Raw genomic sequence first — 18515 nt, 5'->3', positions numbered from 1 at the left:
GTGAAAGTAAACGTTTCAGCAAGATTTCAGGCCGACCAAAAAACGATGCGCCGGGATGCTTGCCGCAGCGCGCGCCCAGGTATCGTCATTAAGCGCGAAGGTTTTGACCGGCGTTAGCCCGGCCACGCCCGGCAGCACGTTGGCATCTATCGACTGCAGTACCACGGTGCCAAACAGCCCGGAGAAGCTCTGTTCCTGATGGGCAATCAGGATCATGTCCGGGTCATTAATTTGAATCAGATGCGAAATCGCCAGGCCCAGCGCGGTGCCCGCCCGATGCAAAATGCCAATTGCCGCGTTACTGCCGCGCGCCGCCAGCTTTTCCAATTCCGCCAAGGATTCGACATCTAGAGCCTCAGCCTTAGCGCGCTCCATAATGGCGTTGAGAGAGGCCAGCGTGTCGAGACAGCCGCGCTTGCCGCAGCGGCACGGCAGGCCGTCCAGCTCAATGGTGCAGTGGGCAATCTCCCCCGCGCCGCCGTGAAAACCGCGGTGCAGCTGGCCGGAGATAAAGTGGGCATTACCGATACCCGCGCCGTGGCTGACCAGGGTGAAGTTGCTCAGTTCGCGGGCGTGACCGAAGCGTTTCTCACTCACCGCCAGCGCCTTGGCGTCGTTTTCAATGGCGACGGCAATGCCGCCGCCCTGATTAATCGTCGGGCAGTGCTGGTGAATGCTTTGGCGGATCAGGTCGGCCAGCGGCACGTCGCGCCAGCTCAGCAGCGTGGATTGCACGCAGGTGGATTGATGTTCATCGATGAAGCCCGACAGCGTCACCCCCAGCCCGAGCAGCTTGTCGGCGGCGTCGGCGTGGGCCGCCAACAGCTCCGGCAGCGCGGTGGCGATGTTATCCGCCAGCCGCTGAGGCTGATTGTCGAGGGGGAATGTCACCCGCGACAGGATCTCGCCATGCAGGTTAATCAGCACCATGTGCGCCGGATCTTGTAATAGCGACACGCCCGCGAAATAGGCGCCGTCCGGGTGGACGGTTAAACGCACCGAGGGGCGACCCTGCCCCGCGCTCGGCACGGTTTGCGATTCGAGCAGCAGTCCGGCGTCAATCATCTCGCGCACCACCCCGCTGACCGCGGCCTTGCTCATGCCGGAGAGCTGAACAAGGTCAGTGCGGCTCAGGCCATCCGTTGCGGTGATAGCCCCTAATATCTGTTGTTGTAAGGTGGTTAGCATATTTGTTTCCGGGCTCTCAAATTTCAATCAGCTGCGTTGACATTAAACATTAAAAATGGATATATCAATGCCAATTAGTTCACATTTTGAACCAAACATCGCAACATAAGTTTTTCATATGAACTAATTACGCAAAAAAACGTTCACACTGTTTTTGATGTTTTCGAATCACCTTTTAATCATTTACACGTAATACCCAAAATATTTCGAAGGCAGGCAGGCGGCAAACCAACGAACCTCGATGAACTTACACAGATCAGTGATTCGGGCGAGATAAAGCAGCCAACGCCTCTGCGGTTCGAAAGATGACGGGTATTTTGGGCAGAGGAAATACGATGAACAGCAAAATGCGATTAACTCTACTAAGTACGGCGCTGCTTGCCGCACTTTCCTCCCCGCTCTACGCGGCCACCCTGACCATCATGCAGAACGAAGCGCCGCGCAGCATGGACCCCGGCAACCAGACGGCTACCTTTACCGGTACGGTGCTGGACCCGATGTATGAAGGTCTGCTGCGCATGTCGCCCGAGCTGAAGCCAGAGGCGGCGCTCGCCACCTCGTGGAGCAGCGATGAGAGCGGCCTGAAGTGGACCTTTAAGCTGCGCAGCGGGGTGACTTTCCACGACGGTACGCCGTTTAATGCCGATGCCGTGGTCGCCAACTTCGCCCGCCACCTCGACGCCAAGCGCGGTCTGGCGGCCAGCGGGCGCCTGCGCACCTTCCTCGAAAGCGTCACCAAGGTGGATGACTCGACGGTGCTGTTCACCCTGAAGAAGCCTTATCCCGCCTTCCTCAATTTACTGACGACCGGCGCGTCCTTGATGGTCAGCCCAACCGCCGACAAAGCCGGCACGTTGGATAGCAAAGCCGTGGGGACTGGGCCGTACAAAATGGTGCAGTACAAAACCGGTGAATTCGTGCTGGAAGAGAAATATCCGGGCTACTGGGGGAATAAGACCAGCGGGCCGGACGACCTGAAGTGGACCTGGAGCGCCGAGCCGTCGGTAATGAACATGGCCCTGCAGGCGGGCGAAGCTGACGTGATTAACCCAGTGCCGCCGCAGTTCGCCAACGTGCTGAAAAACAATCCTAAATTCCAGTTGCATGAAAGCCCTGGCTCCGCCGTATTCTGGGTGGCGCTCAACACCGACCTTAAGCCGTTAGATGACGTGCGCGTGCGTCAGGCGCTGAACTTCGCCACCGACCGCGCGGGTCTGGTGCGCGCCATCATGTCCGGCTTCGCCATTCCGGCTAACTCGCCTCTCGCGCCTGTGACGGCGGGCTATGACAAAACCCTCAATCCGTACCCGCTAAATCTGGAGAAAGCCAAGGCGCTGCTGAAAGAGGCTGGGCTGCCGAACGGCTTTACTATGTCGATTGCCGTACAGGGGCAGGACGCGCGTATCGGCCAAGTGCTGCAAAGCATGTGGGCGAAAATTGGCGTCAAGCTGGACGTCCGCCAGATGGAAAGCGGCGTGTGGGCCAAAGCCGCCTTTGCCGATCAGGCAGGCAAAAAGGCCGATAACACCGGCGCGGTGCTGGCGTCCTGGTCTTCCGGCGTTAACGGCGCGGATCTGCAACTTCGCCCACTCTACTACAGCAAAAGCTTTGCGCCGGGCGGTGCCAACCTCGGCTTCTTCAACGACCCTAAACTGGATGAAATGCTAGACAAGGCGGCGTCAACGCAGGATGAAAACGCCCGCAACGCCATCTACGTCGAGGCGCAGAAAGAGATCAACCAGCAGGCGCCGCAAGTGCTGCTGTACTACCAGAATGACCTGTTTGCGACAGGCACCGGCGTGTCCGGCGTCACCATGGTTCCGGGCGGTCAGATTGTTGTAAAAGACGCACATAAGGGTTGATATGAAAGCTTATCTGGCAAAAAAACTCATCGCCTTCCCGGTCATTCTGATCGGCGTGTCGATGCTGATTTTTGGGTCTATCCGCGCGCTGCCGGGCGACCCGGCGCGCCTGATGGCCGGGCCGGAAGCAACGCAGGAAGCGGTGGACAATATGCGCGTGCGCCTTGGGTTGGATCAGCCGATCGTCACCCAGTACGTGCATTTTGCCACCGACGTTTTGCACGGGAATCTCGGGCTGTCGCTGCAATCGCAGCAGCCCGTGACGCAGGAGATCGGCGAGCGCCTGCCCTATACGCTGGCGCTCGCCGTGCTGGCTTACTTTTTGGCGGTGGTCATTGGCGTGCCCGCCGGGATGATTGGCGCGGTGTATCGCAATCGCTGGCCGGACTACGGCGTGATGCTGCTGGCGATTGCCGGGGCTTCTATTGCTAACTTCTGGCTCGGGCTGATGGCGATGAACTACTTCTCGGTGTCGCTCGGCTGGCTGCCGCTGCTCGGCGCGACCTCGTGGAAGAGTTACATCCTGCCGTCGGTGACGCTGGCGGTGTTACCTATGGCGGTGATGGCGCGCATGACCCGCTCGAGCATGCTCGACGTCCTGTCGGAGGACTACATCCGCACCGCCCGCGCCAAAGGGCTGTCCGCCGTCACTATCTATTGCAGCCACGCGTTTCGCAACGCGCTGATCCCGATTGTCACCATTGTCGCCCTCAACTTCGGCAGCCTGATTGGCGGCGCGGTGGTCACCGAGTCGGTGTTTAACTGGCCGGGCATCGGGCGTCTGTTGGTGGACTCGGTGCGCTATCGCGATTACCCGGTTATTCAGGGCGTGGCGCTGGTCGCAGTGTGCGGCGTGGTGGTGATGAATCTGCTCGGCGAGCTGTTGATTGCCTTCTTGAATCCAAAAATAAGGTTCGATTAATGTCTGCCATTATCACGCAACTACCCCGTCGCAAGCCGCGCACGCTGCGGTTCTTCCGCTGGTTATGGCGTCATCCGGCGGTGACCTTTGGCGGTCTGATTGTCGGCGCGATTGTTTTAGTCGGTATTTTCGCGCCGTGGCTCACCCGTCACGATCCCTACGCGCAGGACTTGATTGATACCCTCCTCGCCCCTTCGGCGGACCACCTGTTTGGCACCGACGACTACGGTCGCGATATTTTCGCTCGGGTAATTTACGGCGCGCGGATTTCCATTATTGAAGTGGTACTGAGCGTCGGCTTGGCGATGCTTATCGGCATCCCGCTAGGGGTGATCGCCGGGATGGCCGGGCGCTACGTCGACATGGTCATTATGTGGTTTATGGACATGCTGTTTGCCTTCCCCGGCATCGTGCTGGCGATTTTGGTGGTCAGCATTCTGGGCGGTGGATTAGTCAACTTGCTGATTGCCATCTCGCTGTTCGCTATTCCGGTTTATGCTCGTCTGAGCCGCAACCTGACTCTGGGCCTGAAACAGATGGAATACGTCGAGGCGGCGCAGGCACTCGGCTTGTCACATTACCGGATTATCGTGCACTACATTCTGCGCAACGCCGTCGGGCCGATTATTGTCCAATCGACGCTGACTGCCGGGACGGTGATTTTGGCCGCCGCCAGCCTTTCGTTTCTTGGTTTAGGCGTGCAGCCACCCATGCCGGAATGGGGTACTATGATGAGCGATGGCCGAAACTTCCTCGGCATAAATATTTACCTTTCGCTGTTCCCCGGTCTGGCTATCATGCTGACGGTGCTCGGGTTTAACGTCCTGGGCGATGGATTACGCGATTTACTGGATACCCGCTCATGAGCAAACCTTTCTCCGCTGCGTCAGCTGATGCGGCGGTTTTTTGTGCCGATATCGGCGGTTCATTTATTAAGTTTGGTATTTCCGCACGTTCAGGAGAAGTGGAAGAGTTTGGCAAGGTGCCGACTCCGACTGCCTCGTGGGACGCTTTCGTCGCCGCCGTACAGGGTTTGATCACCCAGTACGCGCCGGGCTACCCTGCTGACACGCCGCTGGCTATCTCCACGGCGGGTTTGGTTTCACCACAAACCGGCGAGCTGCTGGCAACCAATATTCCGGCATTTACCGGCCGTTCGCTGGCGGCTGACCTTAGCCTCGCCTTGCAGCGCCCGGTGAGCGCCGCCAATGACGCCGACTGTTTTGCACTGGCGGAAGCCTACACCGGAAACGCGCAGAATCAGCCGATTGTGGCGGGAATTATTCTCGGCACCGGCGTTGGCGGTGGTCTGGTGATCAACGGCCAACTGGTGCGCGGTCACGGCGGCGTCACCGGCGAATGGGGCCACGGCGCAATCACCCGCACCGAGCTGCCGATCAATGGCAAGACCTACCATATCCCGCGCTTGCCCTGCGCCTGCAGCCAGCACGGCTGTCTGGATATACTCGGCGGCGCGCGCGGTTTGGAGCGCCTGCATCAGCATCTTAATCAGCAAGATCGCACCAGCCAGCAAATCGTCGATGGCTGGCAAAACGGCCAGCCGGACTCAGATTTAACCATCCAAGCCTGGCTGCAACTGGTCGCCGAACCTCTGGCGCTGCTGGTCAACATCCTTGGCCCCTCTAAAATCGTGGTCGGCGGCGGCTTAGCCAACGCCATCCCCCTGATCACCGCGCTAGATCTGGCCGTCCGCCACGGCGTGCTGCATCGCTACCCGGAACCTCTGGTCGTCACTGGCAAGTTTGCTGGCGCTGGCGGCAATGGTGGGATGATTGGGGCAAGCGTGTTGGGGCGTTTGAGCGAACGCCAGACGCTTTAAGGTCAAAAGCGTGCGCTGCCGCCACACCGGCCTCCCCCTTACCAGGGGGAGGAGCAAACCCAAAGCTTAAACAAACCCTACTGAAAAGGTTCGGTTGATAAGCCAGTAGGTCGCGTTCAGAAGTGACGCCGAGCAAGAGGTGGAAAACCGCGTGGCTTTTTACGCGGGTTGTAATCCCGCAGCGAGGGAACCGCCTAAGCGGCGGCTCTTCGCGGCTGTCACCAAAGCGACTGAAACATGTCCATTCCGACCCTGCGCAGCCTCGATCTTACAGCAGCAAAAAAACGCAGGATTCCAAAGGGTTTCGTTTAAAACCCTTTGGGCCAGTTTGCGTGGCAACGCAAGGTTTTGACCTTCAGGTCCGTATGGGCGGCGAGCCCACGGTTTTGACCTTAGGGGCCAGTCTGCATGCCAACGCAAAAATCTCAGCGGCTTTGGGCAGCCGCCCAATCATCCCGCCGCAGGCGATAAAGACAGTGCTCTTGAAGTCTGTCCCCCTCGGCTATTACCGGGTGATTGAAATTCTCCGCAGGGTCACAGGTCATCCCCATGCGCTTCATTACTGCCTGAGAACGCAGGTTTATCAGCGCGGTGAAGGCGACGATTTCATGCAGGTCGAGCTGGTTGAAACCTACCTTTAGGGCGGCCTGCGCGGCTTCGCTGGCGAGCCCTTTGCCCCATGACTCGGCGCTCAGACGCCAACCGGCTTCGACGCAGGGGTTGAAAGGCAGCGGGTAGCCCGGCGTGTGCAGGCCGAGGAAACCGATAAACCTGTGTTCGTCGCGCGTCTCCAGCGCCCAGATGCCCCAGCCGCGTTCGGTTATCAAGGCGCTACAGCGTTCGGCCAAGTTGTCACTCTCTTCGCGGGTCATAACCGAAGGGAAAAACTCCATCACGCGCGGATCGGCATTCAGCTCGGCAAAAGGTGCCAGATCCTCTTCGCGCCATTGGCGCATGATCAGGCGCGGCGTGGTGATTTCAATCGTGGGAGTGATAACAGGGACGATAAACTCTTGCATAACTCTCCTTGTAGCCGAGTGGCCGTTAATGGACTCTGTAATTCTTAGTAACACTACCGTTATACGGAATTTCTTTAGACTTACAAGGCTGATTTAACTCACTTATTCTCCTGGGTAAGCGCCAGCCAGGCTTTTACCGAACCCGTGGTTTCTTGCGTGCGATGCAGCAAAATCATATTGGCGCGCAGGCTGAAGTTATCCAGCGGCTTGTATAGCAGACCCGGCAACGGCACCTGTTCGAAAGTCGAGGGCACCAGCGCAATCCCCTGTCCGGCGGCCGCCAGCATCAAGACGCTCAGCGTGCTTGAAACCTGATGAGCAATGCACGGCGGACTCCCCAAGGCTCGCTCCAACTGCGCCACCTGCCCGCCATCGGCTTTGCCGGTGGAATAGACAATCAGCGGCTCGTTGGCAATCATCTCTCTGGTGAGAAGTTCAGCGCCCGCCAAAGGGTGGTCCTTCGCCAGTGCGATAATCATCGGCCAGTCGCCAATCAGCTCGGTACTCAGTTGGCTGTCAAACTCAATGCCCATTGCCGGGCAGTAGCCGACATCAATTTTGCCCGCCAGAATCGCCTCGCTTTGCCACTGCGGGGCCAGCTCTTGCAGCTCAATCTCCACCTGCGGATAGGCGGCGGTGAAGGCGCGCATATCCGCCAGCAGCTTGCCGGTGAATACCGCGTTGCCCGCAAAACCAATCCTTACCTTGCCGGTTTCCCCACGCAGGGCGCGCTGCACCACGCTTTTTGCCCGCTCGGCTTGGGCCACGGCCAGTTCGGCCTCGGCGCGGAATAGTTTCCCGGCCTCGGTGAGCTCCACCTTGCGCGTGGTGCGCAGGAACAGCACCCCGCCCACCTCCTCTTCCAAGGCTTTAATCTGCATACTCAGCGCAGGCTGCACAATGTTGAGACGCTGGGCGGCACGGCCAAAATGAGCCTCTTCGACGACCGTAAGAAAGTAACGCATTTGCCGCAAATCCATGTTTTAGCACTCATCAACTAAAATGATTAATAGCTCAATTTAAACTATTTGTTTTGATGGCTCTAGACGCCGATGCTGTCAGCAGAAAATGACTAAGCAACGAATCATCAGGAGCAGCACCATGAGCAATACACTGCAAGACCGCCAAGACATTGCCGACCTAATGACCGGCTGGATACATCGCGATTTAGCTGAGTGGGATCAACTGCTCGAATTGTTCCATGACGACGGCACTATTGAAGTCACATGGTTTGAAGGGCTGTTCAGCGAATTCGTCAAAGGGTCACAGAAAATGGGCAATTCTGGCTTCAGCACCAAGCATGTGATTGGCTCGCCGGTGATCACCTTTAATGGCGATCGGGCGATTGTCGAAACCAATGCCATTATTATTGGCGAAAATGCCTCGCTGGGGCTGGGCTGTAACGGTCATAACCGTTTCTATGACTTAGTTGAGAAGCGCGACGGTGTGTGGCGCATTGTTAAGCGCCAGTCGATTTACGATATGGGTAACTTCACCTTCCCAGTCGGCGTGGTGGATATCGATCAGGCCACGGTGGAGAAATATCCGCGCGAATACGCGGCGCTAGCCTATCTGCTGGAGAAGAGTGGTTTCCCAGTGAAACGGGTGTTCGCCACCAAATTTAGCCAGCAGGAACAAGAGATGAAAGCCAAAGGCAAACAGTGGCTGGCTGAGGCGAAAGAGTAGCGAGGTAAAGTTGTTCTGAAACAGAGATGGCAGGCCCGCGCGACCAACAGCGGCGCGGGCTGCGTTAAGCAAGAGACGAAAGCTAGCCGTTACCTTTGCCCGTTTTCGGGTACTCGCTGCCCGTCGAGACTTCCGGCAGGTCGTCTAAATCGGGCTGAATGCCCTCAGAGATATAGTCTTTCGCCGCTTTGGCCTGTTCATGGCCAGATTTATCGCGCACCAGTACGTGCTTAATAGTGCCGTCTTTCAGGACTTCGCGATGGATGCCAGTAAATTCGCTCATAAGTTCCTCTTTCTGGTGATCAAACTGAAGCCGGATGCTCATATCAGGTTCCATGAGCTCAGTATTAAGCATAGTTTTATTCCGCCAGAGTTCGAATAATAAATATCTGAATATTCCTTCAGCGACGATAACTTTTTCCTGATAAATTAATACGTGAGTCAATGGCATACTGGCTTAATCAGGTTTTATCGGCGCATTAGCAGGAGAAGGCATTTTGGACGCAAGCACTATCAACACACTTTTTTTCGTCGGCGCCCTGTTGGTAGCAGCAAGCATTCTGCTCAGTTCGCTCTCTTCCCGCCTCGGAATTCCCATTTTGGTCATTTTTCTCGCCATCGGTATGTTGGCGGGGGTTGACGGCATTGGCGGCATCGCCTTTGACAACTATCCGGCGGCCTATTTAGTCAGTAACTTGGCGCTGGCGGTGATCCTGCTCGACGGCGGCATGCGCACCCGGGCCTCCTCCTTTCGCGTGGCCCTCTGGCCCGCCCTGTCGCTGGCCACCGTCGGTGTCCTCATTACCGCCGGGTTAACCGGCATGGCGGCGGCATGGCTGTTTAAAGTCGATATGATTCAAGGCCTGTTGATTGGCGCGATCATCGGCTCCACCGACGCCGCGGCGGTGTTCTCACTGATTGGCGGCAAAGGCTTAAACGAACGCGTCAGCGCCACGCTGGAGATTGAGTCAGGCAGTAACGACCCGATGGCGGTATTCCTGACCATCACCCTGATCGACATGATTGCCAAAGGCCAGCACGGACTGAGCTGGATGTTCGTTCTCGACGTGATTCAGCAATTTGGTTTGGGCATTTTCTTCGGGCTGGGCGGCGGCTGGCTGCTGCATAAGCTGATCAACAAAATCTCTCTGGCCACCGGCTTATACCCCCTGCTGGCCTTCAGCGGCGGGCTGATGGTCTACGCCCTGACGGTGGCGATGGACGGCAGCGGAATTTTGGCAGTGTATCTCTGTGGTCTGGTGCTGGGCAATATGCCGATCCGCAACCGCCACGGCATTATGCAGACTTTCGACGGGCTGGCGTGGCTGAGCCAAATCGGCATGTTCCTGGTGCTCGGCTTGCTGCTGACGCCAAGCGATCTGCTGCCGATTGCCGCCGGCGCGCTGGCCTTGTCTCTGTGGATGATTCTGGTTGCCCGCCCGCTTTCGGTATTCGTCGGGCTGTTCCCGTTCAAAAACTTTACCCTGCGCGAGCGTTTCTTTATTTCGTGGGTCGGGTTGCGCGGCGCGGTGCCGGTGATTCTGGCGGTATTCCCCATGATGGCGGGCATCCCGCAGGCCAACCTGTACTTCAACGTGGCCTTCTTCGTGGTGCTGGTTTCCCTGCTGCTGCAAGGCACCTCGCTGGGCTTTGCCGCCAAGAAAGCTAAGGTGATCGTGCCGCCGATGCCGACACCAATTTCCCGCGTGGGGCTGGATATCGACGTGTACAGCAATTGGGAACAGTTTATTTACCAGCTGGGTTCTGAGAAATGGTGCGTGGGCGCGGCGCTGCGTGACCTGAAAATGCCCGCTGAAACGCGCATTGCCGCCCTGTTTCGCGGCACTGAGATGCTGCACCCCACGGGCAGCACGCGGCTGAAAGAGGGGGATATTCTCTGCGTGATTGGGCAGGAAAAAGACCTGCCAGAGCTGGGCAAGCTGTTTAGCGACAGCAACGCGGTGGTGCTGGATGACAGATTCTTCGGTGACTTTATCCTGCAAGCCGATGCCCCGCTGGACGCCATTTCACAGCTTTATGGCCTGAATTTGGATGACTCGGTGGATAAATCCCTGTCACTGGGCAACTTCGTTATTCAGCTGTTGGGCGGCGAGCCGGTTATTGGTGACCATATTGAATGGGACGGCTTAACCTGGACCATTGCCGAGATGGATGGCAAAGACGTGAGCAAAGTCGGGGTAAGAATTGTGACCGAAAAAGCCTAAGTAACAGGCTTCCTGCTAAACTTCCCGCCAAAAAAATCATAAAAAAAACGCCTGTGAGGTTAAACCTGACAGGCGTTTTCTTCTTTAGCGGCCAGCAAACTAGCCGCTAAATCAACCGTTATTGGCCGGCTTGTGGGTCTTTGTCGTAATCAGAACAAGACTGGTAGCCTTTATTCATTACGTGGCCCGTGTCGTTAAAGCTGACGAAGTAAGTCTGAGCTTTACCATCACGTGGCGCAACGGCGTAGGTCTGACAAGTCCCTTTAGCATGGACCAGCGTCGCTTCTGTTGAAGGTGGACCCGCCAGAGCACGAACCTGCGCTTTGGTCATACCGACTTTAACGTCGCTGACCACAGGCTCTTTGACATAGCTCGCTGCGCGATCGTAAGTCTGACACCCAGCAAGGACTGATACCGCTGTAGCAACAATAATTAACATCTTCTTATTCATGACTTCTTTCTCCTGAAGTGCTTATGTTTAGTTAAGACTAGAAGAAACGGTCAATTTCGCCAGTTAATATGACTTTTATATGTGAATAAGTCGGCTAATTAGGCTTTTTCTGATAAGAGCGGTTAAAGAATAGCCGACATTGCCGTTCAGCTGATGTGAAAGCAGCCACTTTGTTCTATAAATGAAGGAAGTAAACCCTTGAACTTAGGGTTATTGGTTTCTCTTTTGTAACAAGGAGCAGTGCTAATGGCTTTGGACAGACGTCGATTTTGTACTTTACTCAGCGTTGCCGCCCTGCTGCCCTTACCTTTAACCCTTAAAGCCCAACCTCGGGAGGTCGCCGTGGAGATCCTACATACCGGCAAACCGGACGGTGGCGTGCCCAACAGCAAGCTGCCGGTGCTGATTTATCATCACGTTATCCCGCCAGAAGTGGCTGACAACGCCGAATACCTTGAACATCTGTTCCGCGCTAACGGCTGGCCGCCGCAGTGGCGCTACCCGGTCTACCCTTTCACCCACTTTCACTCTAATACCCATGAAGTGGTCGGCGTGTACGCAGGCGCGGCCAAGCTGCAACTGGGGGGAGAGAAAGGCAAGATCATTGAGGTTAATGTTGGCGATGTGCTGCTTATTCCGGCCGGCGTCGGCCACAAACAGATTTCAGCGGATGACAATTTTATGCTGGTGGGCGCCTATCCGCCGAACGTCACCGCCGACCTGTGCCACGATGAGCCGAAGAAGATGGCGGAGCGAATTAAGGCGATAAATCAGGTGCCGATGCCGGAGAGCGATCCGGTCACCGGCCATTCAGAAGGAAGTATGCACTACTGGCACACGGCGAAATAAGATGAGGCAGGATTAGCGCAGCGGGCGCTGCATAACCGTGACCTGCTCGTTGTCCACTTCGCGTGTTTCCACTTCCTGCCAGCCAAGACGGGAATAAAGTCCCTTTTGGTCCGGCGTATAAAGCCAAAGGGTATCAACACCCGCCGCGCGCGCGCGCTCGATGCTGGCATTGATCAAGGCGGAGCCAATACCACGGCCGCGCAGGTGGTGGCGGGTAAAGACTTCGCCCAGCCAATATTTGCGCTCGGCCACGTCGTCCAGCTCATAGCGCATCACGCCGGCAGTGCCGACAACCTCGTTATTCTCATCAAAAGCGACCAGCACGAACTGGCGGCCTTTGCTGGCAAGTCTCTGGGTAAGTCGCTGACGAATATACTCTTTCTGGGCCCAGTGCGGAAAAGCAGACCATTCGCCATGCAGGTATTCTGTGATCACCTCGAGGTACTGGGGAACATCCGCAAGGTTGGCAATCTTCACAGCACAGGCGTTGGATGGAGATGAAGTCTCAGTCATGGGAAAACCGTTTTAAGCAATCAGGGCAACTAATTTGTCGATTCCCCCGTTGACTGTCAAGCCGCAGCCTGAATTTCGCCCAAACCAAATCTAGACACCGCCCTCTCCAAACGTTGCGATTGCGCCAATAACTCCTGCGACGAACTGGCCGCCTGCTGCGCCAACTGGCTGTTTTGCTGCGTAACCTGGGTCAAAGTGACAATACGTTCGGAGACTTCGTGAATGCTTTCGCGCTGGTGTTGGGTGGCGTCAGAAATTTCGCCCACCAGCGTATTAAGCCCGCTAAAAAGGGTGATGATCTCATTTAAGCTCTTACCCAAGTGAGTCACCGACGTCGACCCTCGGCCAATCTGCGCCATCGAATCTTCAATAAGTTGATGAATGCCGCGCGTCGAATGGCTACTTTTTTGCGCCAACAGCCCAATTTCTTTCGCCACCACGGCAAAACCGCGACCGTGCTGCCCGGCGTGAGCGGCTTCAATCGCGGCATTCAGCGCCAAGATATTGGTTTGAAACGCCACGCTGTCGATCATCGCCACGATGTTACTCATCTCGGCGGACTGGCTGACAATCTCTTTCATCGCCGTGTCCACTTTGTGCATCACGTCGCCGCCGCTGGTTGCCACCTGCTGGGCCTGCTCGGCGCGCTGGCTGGCCTGATGGGCGTGCTGCGCGTTGTCCTTCACGCGCTCGGTCAGTGAACTAATGTGCTGGTTGGCGGCGTTTAGCTCATCGCGCTGCTTCAAAGCTTGGGCTGAAAGCTCCTCATTACCTAACGCGATTTCATTAATGTTCACCATGATATGCGACGACGCGTCGCGCACTTCGCTAATCAGCCTGCGCAACCCGGACTGCATCTCGCTCAGGCTTTGATTGAGCTGGTAAACCTCGGTCACCCGCAGGGTTTTGCCGCCAATCTGCTCGGAGAGATCCCCAGCCGCCAGCACGCGAATGTGGGCGATCAGCTGCTGTAAAGGTCTGATAACCCAGCGAGTAATGCCGCGCCAGACCATAAAGGCAATCACCGCCAGCAGCACCAATGCGCCGAGGAACAGAGATTTCGCCTGTGACAGCGCCGCCAGCAGATGGTCGCTGAGCGAGACTGCCGTCTGCTCATTGACACTCAGGTAGCGATAATATTTGTCGCTGAAATCATCCTGAAACGCCTGAATAGGCACATTAAAGAAGGAATCAATGGTATTAGTTTTTTGCAGGCCGTCAGACTGCTCGCGCAGCCCGTCATAGAACATCTGGTAGCTGGCCTGAAGGTCGGTCGCCGCCTTTTGCGCGTCGCCCTGCAAGCCGCCGGTGATGGTGGCAAACTGCTTGAAAGCCTTATCAGACGCGGCCAGCGCGGCCTGCGACTCCTCCATCAGACTGTGCCAACTGCCGTCTGAACCCGTCTCTTTGTCCTGCATGAAATAAATCCCCGCGCGGTTGAGCTTATCGCTGGCGATCAGCAGCTCCATGCGCGCCTTGTCCATCACCGCCTGCTGCTGGCGCAGGCTTTCGGTGGCAATGACGTTTTGGCGGGCATCTTGCAGGATGTTGGTGAGGATAAGGGTCGAGAAGATCTGCAAGGCGGAAAATAGCGTGATAACGCAAATTACCCCAAAAAGAATACCTCTTGGGCGAGATGTGAAAGCTGTGCGGAATACTGTGCTGAAAAGGCCATGAGCTTTAAAGAAAGGGGAAGTTAATTTCATGATTATTCTGCATAATTTTTAGCGTAGGCAGAATTTTACTCGTGGGAAATGACAGAAATATTTCAGGGGCCGCAGCCCCTGAAAGTCAGTCATCACATCAGATTTTCGGGAAGATCCACAGGTGTTCAGCGGGTAGCGACAGGCGGAACATCTCCTGACCGCGCACTTCACTGCCATAAGCGCGAACCACAAAATCTTCGGCGACCGTGCGGAACAGGTATTCCCAGCGATCGCCAAGATACATGCTGGTTAGGAGCGGCAGCTCGATTTGGTTGCCCTCGGCGCTATCGCCCAGTTTCACCTGCTCGACGCGGATCACCGCCGTGGCTTGCTGCCCGACCTGCACGCCCTCGCCCGCTAGTCCCCACAGCGCCCAATCCTTACCTTCAATGCGCGCCCTGCCGTTGCTCAGCTCAGTGATTTTGCCGTGCAGACGGTTATTGCTGCCCATAAACTCGGCGGTAAATAGGGTTTTCGGCGAACCGTACATCTCCTGCGGCGTGCCCTGCTGTTCAATTTTGCCATTGTTGAGCAGCAAAATGCGGTCGGAAATCGCCATCGCCTCGTTCTGGTCGTGGGTGACCATCAGCGCCGACAGGCCTAGCTTAATGATCAGTTCGCGCAGGAAGACGCGTGCTTCCTCGCGCAGTTTGGCATCAAGGTTGGAGAGTGGCTCATCCAGCAAAATCACCGGCGGGTTATAAACCAGGGCACGGCCAATGGCCACGCGCTGCTGCTGTCCACCAGACAGCTGGTGCGGGTGGCGCTTGCCGAGATGCCCCAGCCCGAGCTGATCCAGCACCGATTGCACCCGCTGGTTCATTTCGCCCGAGGCCACTTTGCGCAGTTTCAGCGGGTAAGCCACGTTTTCGAACACGGTTTTGTGCGGCCACAGGGCGTAGGACTGGAACACCAGCCCCAAATTGCGCTCTTCGGCCGGGATTTCGCTGCGCGGGCTGCCATCGTAAACGGTGTTTTTCCCGATCACAATGCGCCCCTGCGTCGGCTTCTCCAGCCCCGCCACGGCGCGCAACAGCGTGGTTTTGCCACTGCCGGATGGCCCAAGGAGTGACACCACTTCTCCACGTTTTAAATCCATGGATACGCCTTTCAGCACCGGGTTGTCGCCATAGGTTAAATGCAGATTATCGACGCTTAACTCAATCATGTAATTTGACTCCGAAACGTAAGGCAATACCCAGACCTAACACCACTAGCAGGATGTTAATAAAGGAGAGCGCGGCAACGATATCAATCGCCCCCGCCGCCCACAGGGAAACCAGCATTGAGCCGATGGTTTCCGTGCCCGGCGACAGCAGATAGACGCCGGTGGAATATTCGCGCTCAAAAATCAGGAACATCAGCAACCAAGAGCCAATCAGGCCATAGCGCGACAGCGGAATGGTGACGTGGCGGGTGATTTGCCCACGGGTCGCGCCCGTGCTGCGTGCCGCCTCTTCCAGCTCCGGCCCGACCTGAAGCAGGGTCGACGAGATAAGGCGCAGGCCGTAAGCCATCCACACCACGGTGTAGGCCAGCCAGACGCTAAAGATGGTGCTACGCAGCGAACGCAGCCACACCACCAGATTCTCCCGCAGCCACTCAGATACCGGCAGGCCCGAGAGCCAGCCCGATTTCAGCGCGTTGTCGAGCCACATTGGCAGGAACAGGAATACCCACAGGAAGGCCAGACCGGCCAGCAGGCCCGGCACCGCGCGCGGCACCAATACGCTGTAGTCGAGGAAGCGCGTCACGCCGTCCGGCTTGCGGTGCATGGCGATGCCGATAAACAGGTAGCAAACCACCGCCAGCGCCCCGCCAAAGACGCCAATTGCCATTGAGTTCACAATCGCCCGCAGCAGGTTTGGCTGTTCCCAAATGGTGCGGAAAGTATTGAGCGAAAGCTCGTCCCACAGCGACACGCCGACGCCCCAGTTGGAGATAAAGGCGCGCAGCACCACGCCCACCAGCGGCACGCCGATGGTGACGGTCAGCCAGAAGGCCACCACCGCGCCAGCCACCCAGCGCCACTTGCCCAATGGGAGTGCGCGAGCCTGCGAGGCCTTACCTTTGACGGTGACAAAACGGTTGGCGGTGCGCATCAGGCGGCGTTGCAGCATTACCAACGGCACGGTGATACAAATCAGCACCACGGCGACAGCGGCCATCAGGTGGTAAGACGGCGTGCCGAGCTTGTTGGTCAGCTTATAAAGGTAAGTGGCCAGCACCATGTTGCCTTCCGGGTCACCCAACACCAGCATCAGGCCGAACACTTCCAGCCCGAGGAAGAACAGCAGCACGCTGGCGTAAAGAATCGACGGACGCACCATCGGCAGGCTGACGGCGGTCATGACCTGTAGCGGCGTGGCCCCCGCCGTGCGCGCGGCCTCTTCTACATCTGACCCAACGCTGCGCAGCGCTGAGGAGATATAAAGGTAGGCGTGCGGCACGTGAGTCAGGCCCGCGATCACCACGATGCTCGACATGGCATAGATGTTCCACGGCACGAAACCGAACAGCGATTCAGCCCACAGGGAGAAGAATCCCACCGGCCCCGCCGCCACCACGTAACCAAAGCCCAATACCATTGGCGAGACGAAAATCGGCACCAGGATCAGCGGCTCGATCAGGCGTCTTCCCGGTAGATCGGTGCGCACCATCAGGAACGCCAGAATACCGCCCAGAGGAATAGAAATGACAATCAGCCCAAAGGCCAGAATAAAGCCGCTTTTCAGCGCCTTATAGAAATCAGGATCGGTGAAGATAAATTCAAAGGATTCAAGGCTAAACTCCTTCGAAGGCGAAAAGAAAGGCGCCGAGAGAAAACTTTGTATAACGATAAACGACAGTGGAATGTAGATAACCAGCGCGGTTATCAACACCACTACGCTGCGCGGCAGACTCTGCCACTTTCTGCGTAATGCAATCATGTCACGTCCCTTCGGTTATGCGCTCTGAGCCATGCAAATGAAGACGGTCAGAGCAAATCGAGGGGATACGCGCCCTTTTTCACCGACGCGCATCCCGTTTTACCGATTTAAATCAATCAATACCCTAAATCATTTGAGTCATAGGAAGGCGGCAAGCAAATGACCCCCGATGAGCTTACTCAAGTCAGTGATTCGGGTGAGTCGCCCCTGTGGCTCGAAGGATGACGAGTATTTTATTTGGCCGCGGCCTCGCGCCATTGCTTGATGTAATCAAGGCGTTTTTTCTGCTGTAAGTACTCCAGCAGCGTTTCATCAACCGGGATAGGTTTGAGGGCGTTACCCAGCATTTTGGTCATACCGTCGATATCGTTGTTGCCTTCGATGTCGTTACGGATGGAAGGAATGTCGCCCTGATTCGCCAGGATGCTCTGGCCTTTTTCCGACAGCACGTAGTCCAGCCACAGGCGCGCCGCGTTGCTGTTTTTGGCTTCTTTGCTGATGAAGGAGACGCGGGAAAGGACCAGCGTGTAATCCTTCGGATAGGAGATCCCGAGCGACGGGTCAGTTTTGGCGCGGGCCTCGGCGTAGGAGCCTAAGATGTTAAAGCCAATCAGGTTTTCGCCAGACGACACCCTTTCCATCATGGTGCCGGTGGAGGACTGTACTGCTAAGCCGCCCTTGGCGACGTCAGCCAGCGTTTTGAAGTAGTTAGGATCAGCTTTGAAATCTTCAACTGAAAGCATGAAGCCCAGACCTGATTTCTCGATGTCATAGGTGGTGACTTTCTTCTTGAATTTGTCAGTCTGGCTGGCAATCAGCTTCGCCAACGCGGCGTGAGAGTCCGGCACGTCACCGGCTGGGATCAGGCGTTTGTTGTAGATAAACACTACCGGCTCATAAGTGGTGCCGTAAGCCTTCTCTTTCCACACAGCCCACTTAGGCAGTTGCCCATGCTCCGGCGAGGAATATTCCTGCGCGTAGTCGGTCGCCAGCTTCAGCGCAGTGTCCATGGAGGAGCTCCACACCACGTCGCCGCTGTTGCCGCCCGCCGCCTGCTCACTGATAAAACGGTTGTACAGCTCGGTGCTGTTCATGTCGTTGTATTCGACTTTCACACCCGGATAAGTCGCTTCAAAGCCCTGGATCAGCGGCCCTGCGGCCTTAACGTCGGTGGTGGAATAAATAACGACTTTGCCCTCTTTCTTGGCGCCGTCGACCAGATTCTGGTAGTCAGCCGGGTACCCTTCAGGTAATGCAGAGATTGCAGAGGAAGACATCAAAACGGCAGTAGCAATCAGAGAGATACGTAATTTCTTAGACATTA

The 18515-nt window shown here is 56.6% G+C and carries 17 protein-coding genes; 7 read left to right on the top strand and 10 right to left on the bottom strand.

Annotation, left to right across the window (positions count from 1 at the left end; genetic code table 11):
- Window positions 1-15 precede the first annotated feature (15 nt).
- A complete protein-coding gene (locus tag ACT3RR_RS02980; protein ID WP_496199702.1) occupies window positions 16-1188 on the bottom strand; it encodes an ROK family protein in 1173 nt (390 codons plus the stop codon).
- A 335-nt stretch (window positions 1189-1523) separates the two neighbouring features.
- Here ACT3RR_RS02980 and ACT3RR_RS02975 point away from each other — a divergent pair, with 335 nt between their 5' ends.
- The 4 genes from ACT3RR_RS02975 to ACT3RR_RS02960 are packed head-to-tail and all read left to right on the top strand — an operon-like array spanning window position 1524 to window position 5812.
- Window positions 1524-3050: an ABC transporter substrate-binding protein gene (locus ACT3RR_RS02975; RefSeq protein WP_353501603.1), complete on the top strand. Its 1527-nt coding sequence runs from the start codon at window positions 1524-1526 to the stop codon at window positions 3048-3050.
- Window position 3051: 1 nt separating this feature from the next.
- The gene (locus ACT3RR_RS02970; protein WP_034789358.1) at window positions 3052-3972 is read left to right on the top strand and encodes an ABC transporter permease; all 921 of its coding nucleotides are present in this window, start codon (window positions 3052-3054) and stop codon (window positions 3970-3972) included.
- Window positions 3972-4838, top strand: coding sequence for an ABC transporter permease (locus ACT3RR_RS02965; protein WP_034789356.1), 867 nt, complete (start codon window positions 3972-3974; stop codon window positions 4836-4838). Before ACT3RR_RS02970 ends, ACT3RR_RS02965 begins: the two co-directional genes overlap by 1 nt.
- On the top strand, window positions 4835-5812 hold the full coding sequence (locus ACT3RR_RS02960) for an ROK family protein (RefSeq protein ID WP_496199701.1): 978 nt from the start codon (window positions 4835-4837) through the stop codon (window positions 5810-5812). Before ACT3RR_RS02965 ends, ACT3RR_RS02960 begins: the two co-directional genes overlap by 4 nt.
- Before the next feature lie 425 nt (window positions 5813-6237).
- Here the strand turns inward: ACT3RR_RS02960 and ACT3RR_RS02955 are convergent, their stop codons facing one another.
- Together ACT3RR_RS02955 and ACT3RR_RS02950 are read right to left on the bottom strand one after the other, a co-directional pair.
- Window positions 6238-6831 (bottom strand): GNAT family N-acetyltransferase, encoded by a 594-nt coding sequence (locus tag ACT3RR_RS02955; protein WP_496199700.1) that lies wholly within the window; start codon window positions 6829-6831, stop codon window positions 6238-6240.
- Window positions 6832-6929: 98 nt separating this feature from the next.
- Entirely contained in the window at window positions 6930-7796 is an 867-nt protein-coding gene (locus ACT3RR_RS02950; protein ID WP_485903281.1) for a LysR substrate-binding domain-containing protein, read from the bottom strand.
- Between the two features lie 136 nt (window positions 7797-7932).
- Between ACT3RR_RS02950 and ACT3RR_RS02945 the strand changes: the two genes are divergently transcribed.
- On the top strand, window positions 7933-8517 hold the full coding sequence (locus ACT3RR_RS02945) for a nuclear transport factor 2 family protein (protein WP_496199699.1): 585 nt from the start codon (window positions 7933-7935) through the stop codon (window positions 8515-8517).
- Between the two features lie 82 nt (window positions 8518-8599).
- Here ACT3RR_RS02945 and ACT3RR_RS02940 read toward each other — a convergent pair whose 3' ends face one another.
- Window positions 8600-8800 carry a hypothetical protein gene (locus tag ACT3RR_RS02940; protein ID WP_486030069.1) on the bottom strand — a complete coding sequence of 67 codons (201 nt, stop codon included), beginning with the start codon at window positions 8798-8800 and terminating at the stop codon, window positions 8600-8602.
- Between the two features lie 214 nt (window positions 8801-9014).
- Between ACT3RR_RS02940 and ACT3RR_RS02935 the strand changes: the two genes are divergently transcribed.
- On the top strand, window positions 9015-10742 hold the full coding sequence (locus ACT3RR_RS02935; RefSeq protein ID WP_353501597.1) for a potassium/proton antiporter: 1728 nt from the start codon (window positions 9015-9017) through the stop codon (window positions 10740-10742).
- Window positions 10743-10860: 118 nt separating this feature from the next.
- Here the strand turns inward: ACT3RR_RS02935 and osmE are convergent, their stop codons facing one another.
- Window positions 10861-11193: an osmotically-inducible lipoprotein OsmE gene (gene osmE / locus ACT3RR_RS02930; protein WP_034789322.1), complete on the bottom strand. Its 333-nt coding sequence runs from the start codon at window positions 11191-11193 to the stop codon at window positions 10861-10863.
- A 246-nt stretch (window positions 11194-11439) separates the two neighbouring features.
- Here osmE and ACT3RR_RS02925 point away from each other — a divergent pair, with 246 nt between their 5' ends.
- Window positions 11440-12042 carry a cupin gene (locus tag ACT3RR_RS02925; RefSeq protein ID WP_496199698.1) on the top strand — a complete coding sequence of 201 codons (603 nt, stop codon included), beginning with the start codon at window positions 11440-11442 and terminating at the stop codon, window positions 12040-12042.
- Window positions 12043-12054: 12 nt separating this feature from the next.
- Here the strand turns inward: ACT3RR_RS02925 and ACT3RR_RS02920 are convergent, their stop codons facing one another.
- The 5 genes from ACT3RR_RS02920 to ACT3RR_RS02900 all read right to left on the bottom strand — a co-directional run bounded on the left by ACT3RR_RS02920 (window position 12055) and on the right by ACT3RR_RS02900 (window position 18513).
- Window positions 12055-12555 carry a GNAT family N-acetyltransferase gene (locus tag ACT3RR_RS02920; RefSeq protein WP_084674052.1) on the bottom strand — a complete coding sequence of 167 codons (501 nt, stop codon included), beginning with the start codon at window positions 12553-12555 and terminating at the stop codon, window positions 12055-12057.
- Between the two features lie 56 nt (window positions 12556-12611).
- The gene (locus tag ACT3RR_RS02915) at window positions 12612-14261 is read right to left on the bottom strand and encodes a methyl-accepting chemotaxis protein (protein WP_496199697.1); all 1650 of its coding nucleotides are present in this window, start codon (window positions 14259-14261) and stop codon (window positions 12612-12614) included.
- Between the two features lie 97 nt (window positions 14262-14358).
- Window positions 14359-15429, bottom strand: a complete 1071-nt coding sequence (locus ACT3RR_RS02910) for an ABC transporter ATP-binding protein (RefSeq protein WP_353501594.1) — start codon at window positions 15427-15429, stop codon at window positions 14359-14361.
- Window positions 15422-17191, bottom strand: coding sequence for an ABC transporter permease (locus tag ACT3RR_RS02905; protein WP_034789316.1), 1770 nt, complete (start codon window positions 17189-17191; stop codon window positions 15422-15424). The genes ACT3RR_RS02910 and ACT3RR_RS02905 overlap by 8 nt, the downstream gene beginning before the upstream one ends.
- A gap of 233 nt (window positions 17192-17424) precedes the next feature.
- Entirely contained in the window at window positions 17425-18513 is a 1089-nt protein-coding gene (locus ACT3RR_RS02900) for an ABC transporter substrate-binding protein (RefSeq protein WP_496199696.1), read from the bottom strand.
- Between the last annotated feature and the right edge of the window lie 2 nt (window positions 18514-18515).

It is taken from the genome of Ewingella sp. AOP8-B2-18 (assembly GCF_052376015.1).
Classification (GTDB): Bacteria; Pseudomonadota; Gammaproteobacteria; order Enterobacterales; family Enterobacteriaceae; genus Ewingella; species Ewingella allii.
The sequence above is the reverse complement of the archived record's forward strand: the minus strand, read 5'-3'. Positions and strand labels throughout refer to the sequence as shown.